The following is a 21,325-nucleotide window of genomic DNA, read 5'->3' on the forward strand; positions in this document are numbered from 1 at the left end:
CCGCACACTTTAATTAAAAAAACCTCCAAAACGAATGAAAAGTCTTCGTTTTGGAGGCCTTATGCGCAGAGTATCCAATTACTTCTACTCTGATGAAGCTTGCTGCATCACACTTACGAACGTGAGCGTTTTTTTCTAAGCAATATCGCTCCGAGTGCAATTAATGCTGCACCTGCAAGCTGGATTGGCAATTGACTGGACTCACCTGTCTTCGGAAGTGTACCTTGGTTATTCGGTGCTGGAGTATTTCCATCTCCATCTGAATCCGAATCCTCAACTACCCCGAGCGGGATTTCATCCACATCGATTTCAAACAATATTTCCTCTTCGATTCCGTCAGCATCTTTTACGATAATAGAGAAATCATCTTTGCCTGTATACCCTGGATCAGGTGTATACACCCATTGTCCATTATCGTCCACCGTTACTTGTCCGTGCTCCGGCTGCTTGCCAATATCTACATTTCCACCTTTTGGCACGTCAACTTTACCTTCAACTGGCGTATTTTCCTGTGTCTTATCTTTCTCTACGACAGGAGTCGCTGTTGGTGCTGGCGTCGGTGTGCCTGACTGCTCAGGACTTGGAGCCACCGGCGTTGGTGTTGACGTTTGAGGCGCTGTAGGCGTCTCCGTTACAACAGGCGTTGGTGTAGGAGATGGTGTCGCTGTTGGTGTAGGTGTCGGCGTTGGTACTGATGGGTTGCCCGAATTTCCACCTGGACTAGTTGGCTTATAAATAAGCCCAAGGTCAATCGTCAGGTCTTCCCAGCCACGCGGTGCCCCTTCACCAATAACGATAACTTCTGTGTATCCATCTACCTGTTTGTTTGAATCTTCCTCAGCAGAAACACCGTCTGCCTCAGCTTTTGTTACTGTGTAGCCAACTGGCACAATAAATTTCACAAAATATTGTCCGCTTGGCAGTTGATCAAACAAATAGTAACCAGGGTTTCCACTCGCATCATTTGCTGTAGTGGTTTCTCCAATTTGCTCTTTGTTTTGATTAAAAAGCTGTACGGTAACGCCATTTTGGCCATCCGTAGCCAGTTCATCCTGCTTGCCGTTGTCATTACGGTCAAACCACACATAATTGCCAATAACCCCTTTGGCAACTACGCCAAGGTCAATCGTATGATCAACCCAGCCAGCCGTTTCATTAATAATGATTTTGGCTGTTATGCCGTCTGCATCCGTTGCATTGGAATCAAGAGCTGTGTTCGCTCCTTGCTCCGCGCTTGTTTTCACATAATCGCTTGGCAAAACGAATTGAACATAATAGTCGCCTGCAAGCAAATTATCGAATAAATAATAGCCCGGCTTGCCGCTTGCATCATTCGCTGTTGTCGTTTCAGCTACAGGCGTACCTGTGCTGCTGCCTTTATACAGCTTAACCACAATACCATTAATACCGTCTTTCTCATCTTCGTTCTGCAAGCCATCGCGGTTGCGATCGAGCCATACATAATTCCCGATTTCACCGCGTGGAACAAGACCCAAATCAATCGTCAAATCATTCCAGCCTGCTGGTCCAATCGTAATGACCTCAGTTATTCCTTGGCCATCTGTTTTGTTGGAATCCACATCTGGTGCTCCAGCTTCCGGCTTAGTTACACCGTATTCCGCCGGAATGATGAACTGTACATGATAGTCGCCTTGCGGCAATCCAGCAAATAAATAAAATCCTGGTTTGCCATTTTCATCATGCGTAATGGTCTCAGCCAATACATGGTTTGCATCGTCATAAAGCTTAACGATAATGCCATTAATGCCTGTTTCCGCTGCATCTTGCAGCCCATCTTCATTACGGTCAAGCCATACATAGTTACCGATGGAGCCACGCTCATCCGAAACGACAGGTATTTCATGCTCAGTCGTCACTGGCGGCGTTTCATTCGAAACCGCTATAGCCACATTGATAATGGAAACCGCTGCTGTATCTACTGACGTTACCTGGTATGAATACGTAAATTCCTTTGATTCCCCAGATTTCAGTGATGGAATGCTTGGTATGCCAGATACTTTTGTATCGGTAATCACAACATTCGTTAAATCGCGCTTGCCTGTATTGGTTACTTTAACCGTGTAGTTAATCCAGCTTCCTGCTGCTGTATCGGAAACAGCGACTGCACTGCCCTTTTTCTCAATCTTGAGCCCTGCTGTCGGAATGCTAGCCTCATCCTTAATTGGATCAGGGGATTCATTGTAATATACAGTTGCTACATTATCCAAATCTGTCAAATCCAAATCTGCATCCGTAACACGGTATACGCCCTCAAGCGTCAGTCCCGCTCCTGCTGCCAGATTTTTAATGATGATAGACGGATTCGTGCCGGTGCTTACCAGTTGACCAATAATGTCTGGTCTGTTATGGCTGCCGCTATTCAAGGCAATTTCCTCGCCATTATACGTCAGCTTAGTAAACTCAAAGCCGGCTTGCAGTCTATCAAGCGCATCTGAAATTTTAAAATTATGCAAAGTAACAGAAGAGGTATTTTTCAAAGAAAGCTTATAATGCACATCGTTTCCTACCACTACATACTCCTGAGAAGGAGCAATCGTGGAGGAGCCTTGTGTCACACTCGTTATTTCTTTCTCGAATGTGATGGAAGGGTATGAGTCGCCCGTAGGTGATGCTGTTTCGATTAGTCCCAAATCGATTGTCGGAATTTTACCAGCTGTACCTAAGCTGATCGTATCCGTACGATATGGCGTATAACCGTCTACAGTAGCGCCTTTCGTTACCAGATTGGAGTCATTGTCATTCGTATGGCTCGGATCTGCTCCATTCACATTTGCAGTCGTTGGCATGTAGCGATCCGGCAGCACAAACTCTACGAAATAATTGCCTGCCTCAAGTCCCTGGAACAAATAATAACCTGGACTTCCGTTGTAATGATAGCCCGTCTTGCTTGACTTGAACGGCGTCGTTTCACCCGCTTTGTATAGATTTACGGTAATACCGTTAATACCTGCACCTTGACCGCTATCGCCCGGATATTCTTCATCCTGCGTGCCATCGCGGTTGCTGTCGAACCAGACAAAATTTCCAATTTCGCCAAGCGGTACATGCTCGTTGTTCGGATGAATCAGGAAGCCGACCTTGTTAGGCGCTGTTGGAAGCATTTTGCTGCCTTCATCATTGCCTGCACCGATTTCAGTTGCTTGAATCGCAAAAGAGTTCCAAGCTACTTCATTGGTCGGTGCTCCCACAGGGGCATCCATTTTCCAATCCAATACGATATAGTCGCCTGGCGCAAGTCCAGCTGATCCATCACTGCCTACAATGTTCGACAGCTGGAAGTATAGCGACTTGATGTCTGTCAAATCATCCTTCTGATAATTGCCTTGTTCGATCCAGCCTTGCTTGCTGTCATTCACATTCGTGAAATTGACAACCTGCTCCTGATTAACCGACTTGCTGTAATAGGTGGACAGCGTGTAGTTCACCGTTCTGCTTCCCGCTGCCGCGGAAGATGTAAAGGTTTTATTGCCGGAAGAAAGTACTTCCGCCAGGTTAGGCTGCCACTGCGTGCCCCTTGCTTCATAAGGCGAACCACTGTTGACGCGCAGCGCATTATCGCCTACATGCGGCAAAATATCCAGCACATCAATGACGCCAAGTCTCGTATTCCCGCTATTGCGTACCGCCAAACGATAATCTGCTGTTCCGCCTTCATACGTTACGCTGTAACGCGGATACTCAGTGTATTCAATATCGCCATCATAATCGAATGGCTGTACGGGAAGAGCCGGTATTCCGTCATACGTAGCATCATCTGATGCCCGGAAAATTGGCTCCAGATCGCCTTGATTCCATTTTGTCGACTGTACGAGCGACGCTTTGCGTACCGTTACATTCGCAGAGGCATGAACAAAAAATTCATCCGTTCCCGCTGTTGGATCAAAGCCAATGACTGTATCTTTAATCGTATTGTTGCGTGTTTGCCATGCTGGCAGATTTTGCGGCTTATCCTGTGCGGAGTCCCCTGTATGCCAGAACTCTGTATTAGGATCGCTTGTTGTAATATACATATCGTTCGTGTAGGTTGTACCTTGAGGCGTACCCGCACGAACCTCGCCTTTATAGCTGATTTCAAAGCTTGTGCCTGGAGCAAAAGAGGTGCCGTCGGACCATGACCATTTGACAAGAGTCCGTCCAGTACCGTTCCAGTTTTTATCAACAAGCTCTAGCTGTGGAGCACTTGCTCCAGCAGGCGTGCCCGTAAACGTAAACGAGGCTGCCAGCGCCGCAGCAGGATCGGCTATTTTAGGATTGAGGTAATAATCAAAGCTTGTTGGCAATAAATCATAGACAACTGGATTAACATAAGGTCCCGTTGCTTTAATATCATTGCGAACCGTTAAAGTGAACGGCACCGTACTGAGTGGACGGAAATTTCCCGTTCCAATCGCTTTATTTGCAACAAGCCATGGCTTCTCATTGTTGATGTTGAAATCTGCTTGAGCCGTTTTTTGAGGCTTGTTATCCCATTGACCCGGAATGGTAACACTCAGTGCCTGATAATCCAGAGACACTTGATTCGTTACTTGATCGCCGTGAACGACAGGAGCATTCGTACCGTTAGCAAAGTCTCTAACTGTTCCTGTAACTTCAATGCCGCCAATTGTACCGCCTGGAGCCAAAGTGCTGAACGACCACTCCAGTGCAGCCAAATATTCGCCAGCATTCAGCACAATGCGGTTCGTACCAGCTGTCGTGCTCACTGCAATTGTGCCGTTAGGCGCAAGACTGCCGCTATACGCATGCCAAGTTTCAGTCACGCCATCGCTAGTTTTATAACGAAGCTGGGATGTGAAAACATTTGGCATTTTAATGCTGCTGTAGTCCATTTCCGCAGGCAGAACATCTGTCAGTACCAGGTTCGATAAAGACGTATTTACATTCGTCCCTGTATTGCTGATGCCGCCGATGTTGAACTTCTGGGTTTGGCCATGCCAGCGATATTGGTAAACGCGCGACTTGGTTAAACCGGAAACGCCAGATACCGGCTCTCCGAATTTAGTTGTCACATCAGCGTCAGGATCAGTGACCGCCCCGTCTCCCTCGAGCGTATAGCCGCTCAAAATTTCAACGTTGTTTTTGCGCTCCAGCGGTGTTCCTGTCGGATGACCATACCCTAAATCATCAGGGTAAGTGACCGATACCTTCGCTTCGAAAGATTGTCCAGAAGCCAGCTCAATGTTCGACCAAGTGATCGTACGAGCCGTTGAATCATAGACGCCACTTTCTGTTGAGCTCACATATACGGCATCTGGCGGCAGCGTATCGACTAACGTCGCATATTTCAAGCTGCCAGGATTCGTATTGCCCGCTTCGCCTTTAATGCCTACCGTATACTCAACCGCTCCGCCAATAATTGGAACTCCGCCGCCAAATCCAGTGTCTTGGCTTTTGTAAGCCCACCATTTGTCATAGGTTGAGGCAGTAGGTGTCGCCGTCGGTGTTGCTGTAGGCGTTGGTGTTGCAACCGGATTCGGATCCGCATTAATTGAAACAGGCGCCGATGCCGTCGTGCTTTCTGCCGAATCAACGAGTGTAATCGTCGCTGTATTCGTCGTAGGCACAACCGAGCTTGAGCCAGTCGGCTTCGCTTTCACGGGAATTTCCAGCTTTACCGAAGTACCGGAAGGCAGTGGATGTGCATTAACGGTTAGCGTTTGGCCGTTTTTCGTATCCCAGCCTCCATCCTCCCAGCCATCCACAATTTCAAATTGTGCCGGTACGGTATCAACAATCGTTACGTTCTTACCAACATGAGTCGCGCCATCCGCCTGATACAAGATGGTATACTTGAAGGTATCGCCTACATTAACGGTGCTCACACTAGCTGTCTTTGTAAAAGTCAGTCCTGTAATCGGACCTGCTGCCTGTATTGGAGCTGCGAATGGCTGGAATGCGGCTTGCAGCAGCAAAACGAGCAGCATGATCCAGGAAATCTTTTGCCTGATCGCTCTCTGTCTACTTGCGGGCATCTTATCAATCCTCTCTTTTTCTCTATCTTGTCTAGTTGTTCTATTGTTGTGATTACCTCACGAAAGCCAAGTCTTTCTCCATCCTCTCCCTCCTTACATTCAAATAAGAAAATTATATCTAGCCCAACTGTACAAAAACTTTACAAGCATCCCCTTCATTCGACAGCCTAAATAACAGCAAAAAAAGCTCCGTCCATCCCTTGAAGGATAGACGAAGCTTCTGTACGTGCCTATTGATTTATATATGCTTAGATCCGTTTAATAGACTTTAGCAGCTGTATAACGCGAGCTGTCTTTAATCATTTTGCCCGCTTTCTTGCTGTTCTTCATGCCAGCATCAAGCGTCGTATCGATCGTGATCCATTTGCCGTCCAAATATACTTCATTCCAAGCATGATAGTTCGATACATCGGACGCTTTGCCCGTCACCATCTTGGCCGGAATGTCCAAGCTGCGAAGCATGCCCGCCATTAATGCAGCATAACCGTAGCAAATGTCTTTCTGCGAACTAAACGTACGATCGATTTGAGGCAAATAATCGTTGGTCACCTTAGCTGCAAGCTGATGATCATAAGAAATATTCGCCACAATATATTTGTAAATTGCCGTTACCTTCTCGGTATCCGTCTTTTTACCCTTAGTCAGCTCCAATGCTTTCTTGACCGCTTTGCTGTTGCTGCTCCAATCGATATTTTGAATGGAGTTTAAGTAAACGAGGCTGCTGTCACTCAAATTCAAGGTAACTTTGCCTGTTTGAACTGCTCTATATTTATTGGTTCCACTGACGTTCTCCAATAATGTAATCGTATAGTCTCCATTGCCCAGTTGAAGCGCGAACCACTCTTCTGTCTGGTTTGCCCGGAGCGCATACGTATAATTTTTGCCGTCTTTGGCTACAACCAGCCTTGTATCTACGCCCGACTTGACCTCATAACGAATACCGATGCTTCCTTTATCCACATTGGATTCATCGAGCCAGCTTGTCCCAGCTGCTGCCACTTGAGCAGTTGCTTGCGGGAACACGGACAGTATCAATGCAAGCAAAATCATAACCGTTAAACTTTTGCGCATAAAAAAAACTCCCTTCGGTGGCTAGGCTGCCATCTAAATAATAGAGAAGGCCCTTTAGCTTTGCGTCCCTGCCTTTCGACAGGTTTGCCGTTATCGTGTAAAGTTTTGTAAGTGGTGTTAGGTAGAAGAACTACCTTATATTAAACTATGATTATCTCTAGTATATACCCATTATTTGCAACAAACAATACGTTAAACCTTTTTTATTTCCAGGCTGAGGCTTGTATTTTATGGCCTCTCTTCATCCATCTCCGCTTTAACCGTTTCATAAAAGGTTCTTCTTTCCGCTCTTTAAGCATGCCCTTTACATCCCTTAGCAGGAGCATATACCGCATTTCATCCTCATGCTTCAAGCTTTGAAACTCTTTCAAATGTTCAGCGCCCATCCCACTTCAGCTCCATCATGCGTTTTATCAATCCTTTTTCGGCTGATAAAATTCTGATACCCGAACCAGCGTTTAGCTGCTTTTGACCGTGTAAAATTTTTGGAATCTCCAAAACTTTCTCGGTCCTGTCGACAAATAAAGCCAAGCAAAAAAATCACGAATACCGTCATCCACGATTCCCTCATTGTACTGATAAAGCTGCCGCTGATAGTTCAGGCGACATATTTCTACCCCATCCCACCAAAAAGAGAACGTGTTTCGCTTGTCGTCATGCTCCAGAGCAATCATAAATTTCCCTTCCGAAAGCTGAAAATATTGCTTGTCATAGAAAAACAAAGGCCCCTCAGAAGTAGCTGTAATTCCAATAAAATGACCTCGATGATGGGTATAAAAGCCTCGAACGATCGTGTAATCGGTCATTTGATTTAAATTCAGCTGTCGTAGGTGCTGGGCTCCCTCGCTTATACAGCAAGCCAGCTCAGGATAGCGAAAATGGCGAATGACGTTTATTTGCCGTTTCTCGGTTATCATCATCTTCTTCAACCATTCCTTTGAACATGCTATTTTTTGAAAATGAAGCCCGTAAAGCTTGTCCGTCTTCATTTTCACCTGCTCCTCCATTATAAATAAGGCAACTCTACAATTTCTCGACAAAATCCCTGTTTAATCTCGGAAAATTTACAAAATAGCCCCTACAACGCGCTAACACTGCTTTTCCACTCTTTATACCATTCTGTAATGTACGCGCTTGGCTGCTCGTTCAATTCTTCTATCAGCGCGGCGGTTAAAACATTGTACTGCTGATTAACCATAAGATGATTTCCTTTGGACGCATACAGCTGCATTAAGGCAAAATAAGCCTCTTCCGCTTGCGCATGCTCCTCGATAATCCGAATATATCCGGCAATCGCTTTATCCAACTGACCATGCTCGACATGCCATTCTTCCAATCGATAGGAAGTATTCAGCCATAACCGTTTCAGCCGCTGGCGCTCGCTCTCCGCCCACCAATAATCATAATCCTTTAAATAATCGCCTCTATAAAGATTCATAGCCTCTTCGTATTCCGCAAGCGTTGCAGCCGCTAGCGGCGGTGCGGCGGCAATGCCCCGCTCCCATTCCTCTACATCGAGCACAACCTGATTCAGCGTCAATATGTATCCTTCTGTTGTATTGGCAATGTGAAAACACTTTCCAAACTGATCTAGCGTTTTCCTAATGTGGTACACCGTCGTATACAGCTGGGCATATATTTTTTCCGTCCCATTATCGGGCCATAGCAAATCGATTAATATCGATTTTCTTACAAGCTGTTCGCGATGCTGGAGCAAATACAGAAACAACTCCTGCGCCTTCGTTGTGCGCCACCTTATGGCTGCATCCTTTTTCCCGGAAAACTCCACACTGAACTGCCCCAATAGCTGCAAAACCAGATGCTGCTCCTCATTCGCATTTTTCACTGGCTGTAGAGCCTGCTCTTTATCCTTCGCAGACGAGTCCAGCCGCTTCTGAATCCGTTCCATCGTTTTCAATAAGCGCTCAGGATGAATCGGTTTGACGACATAATCCAGTGCATTCAGCTCAAATGCTTTCACTGCATATTCATCATAAGCGGTTACAAATACGATATTCAGCTCCGGCCTAACCTCAAGCAGCTGTTCAGCAAGCGCAATGCCACTCACTTCAGGCAAATTAATATCCAAAAATACGACATCCGGCAGATCGCGCAAAATCCGCTCTTTCCCGGTCATCGGATCCTCATATTTCCCCAAAACCTCTACGTTATTTAATTTCACGAGTTGTCGCTCCAAGTAATCCAAAGCAAGGCATTCATCATCTACAAGGATAACCTTCATGCTTTACTCCTTTAATATACGAAATAACCACTCGTTCACAAACTCTGCCATGCTGACAACAATTATAATCCAGTTAAATAGTTGCCGCAATCATTTGGCTTGAATAGTCGTTACAAATTCAGGGAAATTTGCATAGTAAAAAGAGCAGCATCTGCTAAACCTCAAGTAGGCTAAACGCTTGCTGCTCTTACGATCTGCGATTAGGGTTTTGCCCAAAGGCAAAACTCGCAGTGATAATGGATAGAATGGACAATCCAGCTGTTCTGCTAGAGAGTCTACCAGGCGTTGACGCCCAGCTGTTCAATCGTTGCCTGAATAAAAGCAGGCTCGTCCTCCGGTGTACGGGAAGTAATCAAATTGCGATCTACCACGACTTCCTCATTACGAAAATGTCCCCCAGCTGCCAGCACTTCCTGCTCCAGCTCCGGATAAGCTGTCAGTGTCCGTCCCTGCAGCAAACCAGCCTCCGCCAAAACTTGCGGGCCGTGACAGATGGCGGCAATGGTTATGCCTTTTTCATCAGCGTCTTTGACGAAAGCATGCACGGCCGCTTCCTCCTTCAAGTGGGAGGGGGATGCCCCGCCAGGGATAATAATCGCCGCATAGTCGCTTGCCTTTGCCTCTTTAATCGCTAGATGCGACTTATAGGCAATTGTGCCTTGCTTGCCCTTCAATTCCTCATTGCTTCGCAAGCTTATAATAACCGCCTCATGGCCATTTTTCACCATTTCATCATACGGATTTTGCATTTCGGAATCTTCAAAGCCATCGGCCAGCAGAAAAGCCACCTTCTTCATTTGCGTCATCATTTACACGCTCCTTCTTGTTTGGGCTCTAGATTACTTTACCCTAAAAAAAGGATTCGCAAACAAATCCTGACGCTCAGATGCGATTAACGATACATGAACATCCTTCCGCAATAGTCGCATTCCTCGCTTTGCTGTGGAAGAAGAACCTTATTAGCACCACAGCCAAGGCAGCTGATCGTTTTCGGCACGGACGGCTGTGTTGGCGGGGGCGGAGAGCCTTGCCTGGCATTACGAATCGCTATCCGCTCCGCTAAAAAGGCCGCGGCTGCCGCTTGCTCCTCGGCCTCCCAGGCGGCTCTCCTCTCTTGCTCTTCATTTTCGGCCATACTTCTCTCAAGCTCTAGCTCTTGCTCCGCGATTTGCAATTCAAGCTGTAAAGCTATAATTGCTTCCCTAAGCGGTTTTTGGACTGATTTACGTTCCAAGTACTGTAAAGCCATGTGAACTCCAATCCATGCTGGGAAAACAAAAATCAAGGAATAAAGAAGAATATAGAACATCAAGTCTTCCCGATTTGGATTCGATAATTGATTTATAAAAAAGAAAGCGCCAATTACTAACCACGCAATACCATTTGCATACGTAATCATCTTAGATGAATTGTATCCCTTCAACATTGCTCATCCCGCCTCTGTAACATCATCCATTTTCTTCAATTTAAATGCTGTTCGCTCCCAAGTCTTGCTCTCTGCAGCTCATTTAGTTCGTTATTCACCTCAAGCAAACGCTGCTCTATGCTGGATAATTCCTCCTCAGCCCACTCCAGGTATTCTTTTTGTTTTAATCTATCTACCTTCGCCAGCATTGCTGCCAATATAAATATGACTGCCGCTGTTATCCCGAAATATTTGCTGAAAAATAAAACCTGCTCCGCGAAGGACTTCTCTTCTCCCCAATAGTACTGTGTGAACAGCATGCCATTCACAAGGCATCCGATTGCAATGATTTTAAGTACTCCACCCATCTCGCTTCCCCCTCTTCCTTTCGTTACAAAGATGACACCCTGCTCCCTAATAAAAAGAGCAGCATCCGTTAACCTCTACATAGGCTGAACGCTTGCTGCTCTAATTTACTTCGCTCCTACCGTGCAGGTGCGTCTCACGTTAACTGTACACCAGCATCGTGCCGCAATAGTCACATTCCGCGCTTTGCATAGGCTGCAGCACCTTTCTCGCGCCACAGCCCACACAGCTGATATTTTTGGGCATGAGGGGTGGTGGAGGCGACGGCGGAGGCGTTGATGTACGGCTCGCCGCTTCACGCCTTGCCTCTGCCTCCGCTTCTGCTCGTATAGCCGCTAGCGTCGCTTCCTTCTCAGCCTCTAGCCTAGCCGCTTCCTCGGCTTCTTCCGCCTCTTCGGCTCGTTCACGCTCTTCTCTTGCAAGCTCCTGTTCATGCTCCAGCTTCTGCAGCTCCAATCGAAACTGGACTAGATATGGCTCTTGTTCATCTAAATATTTTTGCTTCCATTTAAAACGCCTGTTCTTCCTCTCCCCAATGCAATAAAGGGAAATGCCAGGAAATAAAGAGAAGATTATCAAAGTAGCTATGAGTCCATCTAATCCATAACTTGGGCTCAATGTATTCGGATATAAGATGAAACCTAAAGTAGTCCATAATGCCCCACTTACCTTGTACCCAAAACCAGTTGACATTTATTTCACCCCGTCTTTCGCCCCATATGGCATCTGAGGCTTCCCGTTTAGCTGTAAACAATACTCGCATGGCAATAATCACATAATTTCGTTTGATTCGGCCACAGCATCGTATGGTTGCCACAGCTTGGGCAAGCAACAGACTTTCTGCCTTGCCCTGAGCCGCTCGGTGGAGAGCTACCTCCCCTTGCTTGTTCTCTCTCCAGCCTTGCCTGCCTCATTTCATCGGCCATTTTTTTAGCCTCTAAAGTATTCTGTTGTATGTTGGCATGACTTGCCTGAATGTCTGCGACCCATTTGTCATCAGCCTCCTCCTCCCCTTTGGCAGAAAAATAGGCCAACATAAAGAAAAACCAAGCAGGAAGAATCGCTGTATATATATATAACTCTATTTTCTGTGAGAATAAGCGCGAGCTTACCCTACCATCGAACTCCCCAAATATATTAGATCCAAATAACAAAATTCCTATTGCAATCAAGCGAAACGTCAAACTCATGAAGTCTTCCCTCTTTCCCAGCAGCAGCACGATTACGGCTTATGCTCCGTCATTCGCTGCTTTTGATAGCTGCCGCAGCCCAATATTTGCTTCTCCCATGGACTGCACACGAGCTGCTTATGAGCTAAACTCTGCCAGCAAGTCCATGCCCGCATTCCGGACAAAACTTCTGCCCTGCCTGAACTTCATGACGGCATCCCGGACATTGCTGGCTGCCGCTGCTGTTATTGGTGCCGCAATGCGGACAAAACTTGGCGCTGGCGGCCACTTGCTCCCCGCAGCCTCTACACGGACGCGGCAACGTCTCGCCGCAAGCGCTGCAATTGACTGCATCGTCCGCACAATCCGCGCCGCAGCTTGGACAAGGATTATACGCATCGCCGCAGTTCGCGCAAAACTTGGAATTTTCCCGATGCGGCATACCGCATTTATCGCAATTATGAATGGGCCTAGGCGCTCCCGCCTGACCGCCAGCCGAGCTATCCACAAGCCCTTTGCCGCAGCTGTTGCAAAACTTCGCCTGCGCATCGTTGCGGCTCTGACAGCTTGGACAAACCTGAGCTGCGCCTGCAGCTCCATACAGCTGCTCTCCGAGCTGCCCAAATTGGCTGCCGAATATGCCGCTAATTCCCGCTCCCATGCTAAGTCCGAGCGCTGCGCCCATGACGCCAGCTTGGGAGCTGCCTTCATTTTTCGCTGCGCCCTCCAGTGTGTCGAAGGTACGCTCTTGCTGGTAGTTATAGCCGATAATGTCCATCTCTGCTTTGCGCGCAAGCGCATCACGCAGCCGCTTCAGCGAGGCATCATCCTCCGGCGTACTGATCGAATCAATGAAGAAATTGACGAGCCGAATGCCGAAGGGATGCATCAGAGCGCCAACCCGTTCCTCGACATGCTTGGAAATTTCGCCGATGTAGGCGTTGATTTCAAGCAGGCTCACCTTTTTGAACACCAGATAAGAAGAAAGCAGCTCATTAATATTCATCATAATCATGCCGCGCAAATGTTTGGACAGCGTGTCCTGATTAAACACTGGCAGCGTTCCAACCAATTTGGACAAAAACCGGCGTGAATCCTCAATCTCAATGCCGAACTGGCCAAAAGCACGAACCGGAATGACAATATTGTATTTTGGGTCCTGCAATTGAATCGGCGACGCCGTTCCCCACTTCACATCGAGCGATACCTGCTTGTTCACAAACCACACCTCGGCCGAGAACGGCGATCTCCCGCCAAAAGGGATATTAACCAGCTGGTTTAAAATCGGTATATTAAGCGTGCTAAGCGTATGCCTGCCAGGCCCGAATAAATCTAGCGCCTTACCGCCCTTGAATAACAGCGCCTCTTGCGTATTATTAACGATTAGCTGCGTCCAGGTTCCTAGCTCCGCATTCGGATATTTCCATGCGTATACGTCCGGAGAACCGTCGTATTTGACCACCTCTACTATAGCCATTCCCTCTCACCTCTACCATGCTGACATTTTCAAATCCTATTGAAGCTTCTATCTCTATACATTTAATAATAAGAACAATTTTCCTGTTTTTCAACAAAATTATGTTCCATATTCCACATATTTGAGCGAATTTCGCCAGCTTTCGACTTTGGCAAGCCTAATCATAAGAAAAAAGACATGGATCAATAATACCGCCCCATAAGGCCAGCTTATCATCCATGTCTTATCGTTTAGCTTACGTTCAGCTTATCGTTTAGGCTTGCGGCTATACGCCATATTGCTCGATTTTGATCAAATTCGTCGTATCAGATAGGCCAAGAGGCGCTCCTGCTGTAATGACGACAAAATCTCCCTCAGTAAGCAGTCCGGTTTGCTCCGCATCCGCCATTGCAGCATGCAGCAGCTCGTCCGTCGTGCCTGTCTTCGTGCCCTTCACCGGAATAACGCCCCATAGCAGCGCCAGCAGCGGCAAAATTTTCTCGTCCGAAGTAATCGCGATAACTGGCGATTGCGGGCGATATTTGGATTTGAGTTTTTACATGACAACCCTACTGAAAAAAACGGTTCAGAAGATGCATACCACAGTTATGTATTTCTTTGCCAGTTCATTCGTTAACCTTTATGAACCGCCGCTGTATGCACCCCGCATGTACGGGGGTGAGAGATCAGGGGGGGGCGTCACCCCCTCTTACTCAATTCCGTGCTACCGTATAATTTCACGAAGTAGCCCCCTCGTTCAAGCAATTCCCGATACGTGCCCTGTTCGACAACGGTTCCCTCATTCATGACCATGATCAGATCCGCTTTCTCCACGGTACTGAGCTGATGAGCGATCAAAATGGTCGTGCGGCCTTCCATCAATTGGTTGAGGGCCTGCTGCACCCAATATTCCGATTCGGAATCCAAGGCGGACGTTGCCTCATCCAGCAGCAAAATCGGGGCATTCTTGAGCAATGCCCGGGCAATGGCAATCCGCTGTCTCTGACCGCCTGACAAAGACTTCCCGCGCTCCCCCACCTGCGCCCGATACTGCTCGGGCAGCTCCTCAATAAAATGATGCGCATGCGCCGCTTTGGCCGCCTCTATGATCTCCTCTTCCGTGGCTTGCGGATTTCCGTAACGAATGTTCTCTTCGATCGTTCCGCTGAACAGGAAGGCATCCTGCGGCACATAGGCGATGCGTGCGCGAAGCTCGTCCAAGGTATAATGTCCTAGCGGCTTGCCTTGAATCAGAAGTTCCCCGCCGTCTATGGGGTAGAAGCCCAGCAGCAGCTTGATCAGTGTGCTTTTGCCGCTGCCGCTGCTGCCTACGATCGCGGCGATTTGTCCTGGAGCTACTCGCAACGATACATCGCTCAGAACTTTTTTGCCTGGCAGATAAGAAAAATCTACGCTCTGGAGCTCCACCATGGCAGGAGAAGATGCAGACAAGGTCTTAAACGAGGGCTTATCCTCTTCCCGAAATCCGATTTGCTCCGGCTCCTCTTGCTCGTCCAATAATTGCTGCAGACGCTGCGCACCCGCCAACGAGTTCTGCGCCATGGACAGCGTCGTGCCGAAATTCATAATGGCGTGGGTCAGATTGATTTGAAGCACGGCCAGCGCCGCTACAGTTCCCATTCCAATAAGACCATAGGTATAGAGCAGACTGCCTGTGGCAATGATTCCGCAGAATGTCACATAACTGACAAAATAATTCACGGCGGCCAGCATGCCATTCTTTCTCGCGGTTTGTGTAGCTACTTTCGTTACTTGTTCATTCAAGCTTGCATACTGCTCATAGATCGGCTGGATATGAAATAATTTCACAAGCTGTATCCCTCCGATAAAGTCGGAGAATTTCCCCGTCATCTTGGCCAGAAGCTGCAGCGATTGCTCGGAGAGTGTGCGGATCTGCTGTACAAACCGCGCACCGATCACAAAGGAAACCAGCAAAATGGCAAGCGAAGCGCACGCAAACGGCCAATGAACGACAAACATCGTCACAAGCGAGCCCACACCGAATACGAACTGCAGCAGCAGCACGAAATAAACGCCTGTGTAAGTCACTTCCAAAGTGGTTACGTCGTTGTTCATCCGAGAGAGGATATCCCCGTTGTGTGTCTGCTCCAGATACCTCGACCGAAGCTTGCATAGCTTGACAAACAGACGCTCCCTTATATCCGCCATCGTAAATTCCACGCTGCTGCGAAACATATAGGAAAAAAATGGAGCGACGAAATTCACAAGAAACAGGGAGCCGGCCAAGATAAAGATGGCACGATACATCAGCGAAGTATCCTTCGTCACCGCAAAATCCACCAGACCCTGGACGACTAGGCTGAATGATACCAAAAACAAACTTTGAATGGTCGTGCTTATACTAAGGCCAGTGAAATAACGAATTTTGCTTCTTTTGCTCATAAAGTTTAGGATATGGCCAAGTTCCTTTGCATGGGAGACTATGTCAGCCACTTTCATAAGAAGACCACCTCTCTACTCTTCACAAGAGCGGTGGTAAACTCCTGATGATACGAACGGGCGTACAAACCGTTCAACGCCAGCAGCTCGCTATGATTGCCAGCCTCTGCAATTCCGCCCTGCTCCATGACCAAGATTTCATCCGCCTTCTCGATAGTTGACAGTCGGTGCGCAATCACAATGGTTGTTCGGTCCTTCATGAGTACATTCAGTGCTTCCTGAACGTACAATTCAGATGCCGTATCCAGCGCGGATGTAGGCTCGTCCAAGAGCAGGATAGGCGCGTCCTTAAGGAACGCGCGCGCAATGGTAATCCGCTGGCGCTGTCCGCCGGACAGAAGCCCCCCCCTCTCTCCTACCTCGGCTTGGTACCCGCCGGGAAGCTCCATGATAAACGAATGCGCATTAGCCAGCTTCGCCGCCTCGATCACCTCGTCCATCGTTGCATGCTCCCGTCCGTAAGCAATATTGTCGGCAATCGTGCCGCTGAACAAATATGCATCCTGGGTAACAACCGAAAAACAAGAACGAAGTTCATTCGGGTTGCTGTCTAGAATCGGTTGGCCGAAAATTCGAATCGTTCCTTGGTTAGCAGGCAAGGGATAAAATCCGCATAGCAGCTTAAACACCGTGCTCTTTCCCCCGCCGCTCTCTCCGACCAGCGCAACGGTCTTCCCTTCCGCTACCGTAAAGCTGAGATTTCGCAGCACAGGGGCGTTGTTATCGTAGGCGAACGTAACGTTATCGAATACGACAGGCGGATCATCCGTTCTTGCAATCGAATGCCCCTCCAGATTCTCGGCAGGCAGCTTCAGCATTTCGGCCACCCTCTTCAAAGCCCCGGTCATTTGAAAGGTGTTCGTAATCAGAGTCGGGATGTGATCCAGCGGCTCCAGGCATAAATTAAGCAGATACAAAAAGGCGATCAATTCTCCGGCGCCAAACTTTCCTATGGATATCAAGTAGCTGCCGTAGATCACTGCAAAAATAATCGGACTTAGCATCAACGAGAACAAGAGCGGATCAACCCAAGCCTCCCGTTTTTGCAAGGCCAGTTTCTTGAGCAGCGTCAATTGAAGCAAAGACTGATACGAACGAAGCAGCATTCCTGAGAGCAGGTAACTTTTTACAATTGGCATGCCGCCCAGCGTATCCTGCGTAATAGCGTTCATTTGCCCCGTATGCTCTTGCACCTCTTCCGTCAGTCGCTGCATTTGTTTGCCGACCCAATGCGATACAAGCAAGGATATAGGAAGAAGCAGAAGACTGAACAATACGAGCTGCCACTGAATCCAAATCAAATAGATAAAGCAGCCGATAAACAACATCGGATGGTAAAACCATTGCGCCAAATCTCGACTCATGAATTGATGGATGACCTGCAGGTCATTGCTGGATCGCGACAACACATCTCCAGAGTGCTGCTTTTCGATATAATGAACAGGCAGCTTCCCGATATGGTGCATCAGATGATTGCGAATATCTCTTATGGCCAAGGCGCTGCTTCGCTCCACGCCGAACGCCATAAAATACTTCGCAGGAACGCCGATTAGGATGATGGCAAAAACGGTGAAAACGATGGACAAGACAAGCCGCCCTGCCCCATTCTCCGCACGAGTCGTTAAATCTTGAATGAAACTGCCTATCCATATCTCGATCAGCGCTGCCGCCATGGCCGAGACAATTCCGACGATCATCCAGCCTATGTGAGTTTTCAAATATGTCCATATCCATAGAAATGATTTCCACAGGGTCAATCCGTCTTTTCGCTCTTGCACCACATGTTGTCCCCTTTCAAGGTATGCGCAGGGTTATTCGACTTCAAAACGGCACCTTATGAGATTCCATCTTCCGCTCAATAATGTGTTGGACGATGCCACCAATCACGTTCGCGTTTTCTTCCACGTATTCAGGAGCAAACACCTGCTCGTGAACCCCGGCGAGCTGATATTCCTCGTAGTTTTGCAAGGTAGCTTCCTGCCATGACGCCCTATGTTCAAGCGCTCCGCGCTCTCTGGAACCCTCCGCGGTTAGCCCGTGAATATTCGCCTGAACCGTGCCCGAGTGAATCAGCTTCGCTCCATATGTCAGATACGCCCGCACTTTGCGCTCCACGCGTTCGCGAATGAATGGGTTGTCGAGCAATTCTTTCTCCTCGCCTTCGGCAGGCTCCAGAATTTCCTTGATGTCACTTTCCACTTCGTCCATCGGCGTTTCGAATTGTTTATACGGGGAGTCCAACATGATCAGGTCGGAGACGCGGCCGCCTCTCCTCTCTATCGCTTGGGCCACCTCATACATCAGATTGCCGCCCAACGAATACCCAAGCAGCACATACGGCGAGCCGTCCTGCACGCGGAGTATCTCCTCTACATAACGGTCTGGTATGTCCTTGAAGCCATCCGTGTCGTCTATAAAATCTATGGCGTAAAGCACGCAGCGGTCATCCAGCTTCTTCGCAAGTTCCATATAGCTTATGCCATATCCGCCCCCCGGAGGAAAGCAAAAGACGTTGATCGCTCCGTTCTCGTTGAGTTTCATAAAGTGGTTGCCGCTGTGTCCCTCCAGCCCGGATTGCCAGATCTCATAAGCCATCGCTTCGACGGACGGATTCTGGAACATGCTGTGGAGTGAGATTTCGACTCCCATTGCGGCATACACTTTTTGAATCAATTGCATAAGGCTTAAGGAATGTCCGCCAAGATCGAAGAAATTGTCCTTCACTCCGATCCTTTCCGTTCCAAGCACCTCTTGCCAAATTCGCACGAGCTGCTCTTCCAGCGGTGTACGGGGCGCGATGTATTCCGCACCGGTATTCACGCTTCCCTCCGGCGCGGGCAGTGCCTTGCGGTCCGTCTTCCCATTCGCCGTCAGCGGCATCTTCTCCAGCTGCACGAAGTATGACGGAATCATGTACCCCGGCATCTCCTGTAACAGCCTTCCTCTTAGCTCGCTCACCGTCAGCAGTTTGTCCGCTACCACGTACGCGCACAGCTGCTTCTCCCCGCTTTCATCCTCTCGCGCCATGACCATCGCTTCCTGCACCGACTCCATCTTCAACAGCTGCGCTTCCACTTCCCCAAGCTCGATCCGGTAACCGCGTATCTTCACTTGATGGTCGATCCGGCCCATGTATTCAATGTTGCCGTCCGGCAGCCATCTCGCCAAATCCCCCGAGCGGTACATCCGCTCGCCTGGCGCAAACGGATCGTCCACGAATTTCTCCGCCGTCAGCTCTGGGCGGTTCAAATACCCGCGCGCCAGACCTTCTCCGGCCACATACATCTCCCCTGCCACTCCCGCTGGCACGCATCGGCGCTTGCCATCCAGCACGTACACCTTCAGCGTCGGGATCGGTCTTCCGATATTGCTTCTCCCCTCGGCGATTTCCACCTCCGTGATTTCCTTGTAGGTCACGTGTACCGTCGTTTCGGTGATCCCGTACATATTGATCAACTGCGTTGCCGGGTAACGCTTCCTCCAGTCCTTCAGCTGCTGCGGCGCCAGCGCCTCTCCTCCGAAGATGACCTTTCGAAGGCTTAGCGTCTGCCCGCTCTCCGCCAGCGCTTCGCGAAGCAGCTGGTAGAAATACGTCGGCGTCTGGTTCAGGATCGTGACCCCTCGCTCCTTCAGCAGCTGCAGGAACTGTGCCGGCTGTTTCGCCGTCATCGGCGGCACAATCACCAGCTTGCCCCCGTACAGCAGCGCCCCGTACATTTCCCACACCGAGAAGTCGAAGCAGAACGAGTGGAACAAGGTCCACGTATCGGATGAGCCGAAGTCGAACCGGTTCTTGCTGTTGAACAGCAGCCGGACGACGTTCTTGTGCGCGATCAAGGTGCCTTTCGGCTTGCCCGTCGTTCCCGAGGTATAGATCACATAGGCCAGATCGTTCGGCTGGTTAACCGAGGCCAGGCTCGCGCTGTCCGCTGCGTAGGTCTGCTCGTCATCCAGAAGCAGGCAGACGCCTGCAAAGGTCGCTTTGTCCCGCAAATGCGCTTGCAGCAGCAGCACACTGGCTCCCGAATCGTCCAGCATGTAGCGGATGCGCTCCTCCGGATACTCCGGATCGATCGGCACATACGCCCCACCCGCCTTCAGGATCGCAAGAATCCCGATCACCATGGAAGGGGAACGTTCGGCCATAATGCCCACCAGCTGATCCGCACCTACGCCTTGGTTCCGCAAGGTACGCGCCAGACGGTTCGACCGCTCATTCAGCTCGCGGTACGTCAGACGCTCTTCCTCGTACTCGACCGCGACTGCATCCGGATGACACTCCGCCTGCTCCTCGAACAACTCGTGAATCGTCTTCTCTCTCGGGTAATCCGCATCCGTATCGTTGAATACGGTAAGAATCTCATGCATCTCGGCCTCAGACAAGATGTCCGCTCTATCGACGGCCAGATCCGGTTCGAACAAAACGCCAGACAGAAGCCGAATGTAATGATCGGTCACCTTGACCATAAAATCTTGGTCGTATCGGGTGGAGTCGAAGCTTAGATTCAATACTATGGAGCCATGCATCAATTCGAACTGAAACAAGGTGTCTGTCCAAGTTTTGTTCTTCCCGGCATCCGTATGTATGTTTGCAAACGAGACCACTGTAGGGACAACAGGCTCGCCAAGCGGATTGTACTCTACGTTCATAGGCCGAACCATTTTTCGAAACGGAATATGCTGATGCTCTATGGCTCCGCTGACGGACGATTTGATTTGGCCCAGCAGCGTTCTAATCGTGCTCTCACCATTCACCCTAGTTTTAATCAAGAGAACATCTTGGGTCGGCAGATTTCCATCATCAGGCTCGCTGTAAGCGGGCATGCCCACAATCGTATGTTCTTGATGAGTATAGGTGTAGAGCAACCCGTTGACTCCAGCCATTACGATCATATAGACGGCCATGTCCGATCCATTCGCCAGCGAGAGAATTTTCGCCGATAGCTCCTGCGGTAGCGTGCGGCAGATTACACCTATGTTGGACGCAGCATTCACGCTCATTCCCTTATTGGCGGGACTGCTGTACGGCAAGAAGCTCATACTATCTTCGGCGTCAAATATTTCGTTCCAATAGGCCTCTTCCCTCTCAAACACAGACTTCATTATTATCCCTCCCCATACTGATGTCAGACAAAACCCGGA

Annotated in this window: 13 protein-coding genes, 1 pseudogene and 1 riboswitch; all 14 genes and pseudogenes read right to left on the minus strand. The window is 48.9% G+C overall.

The genetic code is table 11. From position 1 onward, the window contains the following. Positions 1–113: 113 nt before the first annotated feature. The gene (locus ACSR9A_RS19100; protein ID WP_473758906.1) at positions 114–5,993 is read right to left on the minus strand and encodes an SdrD B-like domain-containing protein; all 5,880 of its coding nucleotides are present in this window, start codon (positions 5,991–5,993) and stop codon (positions 114–116) included. A gap of 258 nt (positions 5,994–6,251) precedes the next feature. Then, entirely contained in the window at positions 6,252–7,064 is an 813-nt protein-coding gene (locus ACSR9A_RS19105; protein WP_473758907.1) for a transglutaminase-like domain-containing protein, read from the minus strand. Positions 7,065–7,077: 13 nt separating this feature from the next. Next, positions 7,078–7,163, minus strand: a riboswitch (cyclic di-GMP riboswitch). A 359-nt stretch (positions 7,164–7,522) separates the two neighbouring features. Further along, a complete protein-coding gene (locus tag ACSR9A_RS19110) occupies positions 7,523–8,053 on the minus strand; it encodes a hypothetical protein (RefSeq protein ID WP_473758908.1) in 531 nt (176 codons plus the stop codon). A gap of 89 nt (positions 8,054–8,142) precedes the next feature. After that, positions 8,143–9,306: a response regulator gene (locus ACSR9A_RS19115; protein WP_473758909.1), complete on the minus strand. Its 1,164-nt coding sequence runs from the start codon at positions 9,304–9,306 to the stop codon at positions 8,143–8,145. A 275-nt stretch (positions 9,307–9,581) separates the two neighbouring features. Beyond that, a complete protein-coding gene (locus ACSR9A_RS19120) occupies positions 9,582–10,103 on the minus strand; it encodes a DJ-1/PfpI/YhbO family deglycase/protease (RefSeq protein WP_473758925.1) in 522 nt (173 codons plus the stop codon). Positions 10,104–10,198: 95 nt separating this feature from the next. After that, positions 10,199–10,732, minus strand: coding sequence for a hypothetical protein (locus ACSR9A_RS19125; RefSeq protein ID WP_473758910.1), 534 nt, complete (start codon positions 10,730–10,732; stop codon positions 10,199–10,201). Positions 10,733–10,767: 35 nt separating this feature from the next. Further along, on the minus strand, positions 10,768–11,079 hold the full coding sequence (locus ACSR9A_RS19130) for a hypothetical protein (RefSeq protein WP_473758911.1): 312 nt from the start codon (positions 11,077–11,079) through the stop codon (positions 10,768–10,770). A 139-nt stretch (positions 11,080–11,218) separates the two neighbouring features. Then, positions 11,219–11,770 (minus strand): hypothetical protein, encoded by a 552-nt coding sequence (locus ACSR9A_RS19135; protein WP_473758912.1) that lies wholly within the window; start codon positions 11,768–11,770, stop codon positions 11,219–11,221. Positions 11,771–11,817: 47 nt separating this feature from the next. Next, complete coding sequence (locus tag ACSR9A_RS19140; RefSeq protein ID WP_473758913.1) at positions 11,818–12,267, minus strand: hypothetical protein; 450 nt, start codon at positions 12,265–12,267, stop codon at positions 11,818–11,820. A gap of 124 nt (positions 12,268–12,391) precedes the next feature. After that, entirely contained in the window at positions 12,392–13,723 is a 1,332-nt protein-coding gene (locus tag ACSR9A_RS19145) for an SPFH domain-containing protein (protein WP_473758914.1), read from the minus strand. 265 nt (positions 13,724–13,988) lie between these two features. Next, a pseudogene (locus ACSR9A_RS19150) lies at positions 13,989–14,240 on the minus strand (pyruvate kinase alpha/beta domain-containing protein); the annotation flags it as partial. A gap of 161 nt (positions 14,241–14,401) precedes the next feature. After that, on the minus strand, positions 14,402–16,183 hold the full coding sequence (locus tag ACSR9A_RS19155; RefSeq protein WP_473758916.1) for an ABC transporter ATP-binding protein: 1,782 nt from the start codon (positions 16,181–16,183) through the stop codon (positions 14,402–14,404). Beyond that, on the minus strand, positions 16,180–17,901 hold the full coding sequence (locus ACSR9A_RS19160; protein ID WP_473758917.1) for an ABC transporter ATP-binding protein: 1,722 nt from the start codon (positions 17,899–17,901) through the stop codon (positions 16,180–16,182). Before ACSR9A_RS19160 ends, ACSR9A_RS19155 begins: the two co-directional genes overlap by 4 nt. Before the next feature lie 103 nt (positions 17,902–18,004). Continuing rightward, positions 18,005–21,286, minus strand: coding sequence for a non-ribosomal peptide synthetase (locus ACSR9A_RS19165; RefSeq protein WP_473758918.1), 3,282 nt, complete (start codon positions 21,284–21,286; stop codon positions 18,005–18,007). Between the last annotated feature and the right edge of the window lie 39 nt (positions 21,287–21,325).

This window comes from Paenibacillus sp. R-74696 (assembly GCF_055814915.1).

Bases quoted from the DNA above. Each gene is read 5' to 3' on its own strand.
- ACSR9A_RS19100 (WP_473758906.1), bottom strand. From the start codon at position 5,993: ATGCCCGCAAGTAGACAGAGAGCGATCAGGCAAAAGATTTCCTGGATC.
- ACSR9A_RS19105 (WP_473758907.1), bottom strand. From the start codon at position 7,064: ATGCGCAAAAGTTTAACGGTTATGATTTTGCTTGCATTGATACTGTCC.
- ACSR9A_RS19110 (WP_473758908.1), bottom strand. From the start codon at position 8,053: ATGAAGACGGACAAGCTTTACGGGCTTCATTTTCAAAAAATAGCATGT.
- ACSR9A_RS19115 (WP_473758909.1), bottom strand. From the start codon at position 9,306: ATGAAGGTTATCCTTGTAGATGATGAATGCCTTGCTTTGGATTACTTG.
- ACSR9A_RS19120 (WP_473758925.1), bottom strand. From the start codon at position 10,103: ATGAAGAAGGTGGCTTTTCTGCTGGCCGATGGCTTTGAAGATTCCGAA.
- ACSR9A_RS19125 (WP_473758910.1), bottom strand. From the start codon at position 10,732: ATGTTGAAGGGATACAATTCATCTAAGATGATTACGTATGCAAATGGT.
- ACSR9A_RS19130 (WP_473758911.1), bottom strand. From the start codon at position 11,079: ATGGGTGGAGTACTTAAAATCATTGCAATCGGATGCCTTGTGAATGGC.
- ACSR9A_RS19135 (WP_473758912.1), bottom strand. From the start codon at position 11,770: ATGTCAACTGGTTTTGGGTACAAGGTAAGTGGGGCATTATGGACTACT.
- ACSR9A_RS19140 (WP_473758913.1), bottom strand. From the start codon at position 12,267: ATGAGTTTGACGTTTCGCTTGATTGCAATAGGAATTTTGTTATTTGGA.
- ACSR9A_RS19145 (WP_473758914.1), bottom strand. From the start codon at position 13,723: ATGGCTATAGTAGAGGTGGTCAAATACGACGGTTCTCCGGACGTATAC.
- ACSR9A_RS19155 (WP_473758916.1), bottom strand. From the start codon at position 16,183: ATGAAAGTGGCTGACATAGTCTCCCATGCAAAGGAACTTGGCCATATC.
- ACSR9A_RS19165 (WP_473758918.1), bottom strand. From the start codon at position 21,286: ATGAAGTCTGTGTTTGAGAGGGAAGAGGCCTATTGGAACGAAATATTT.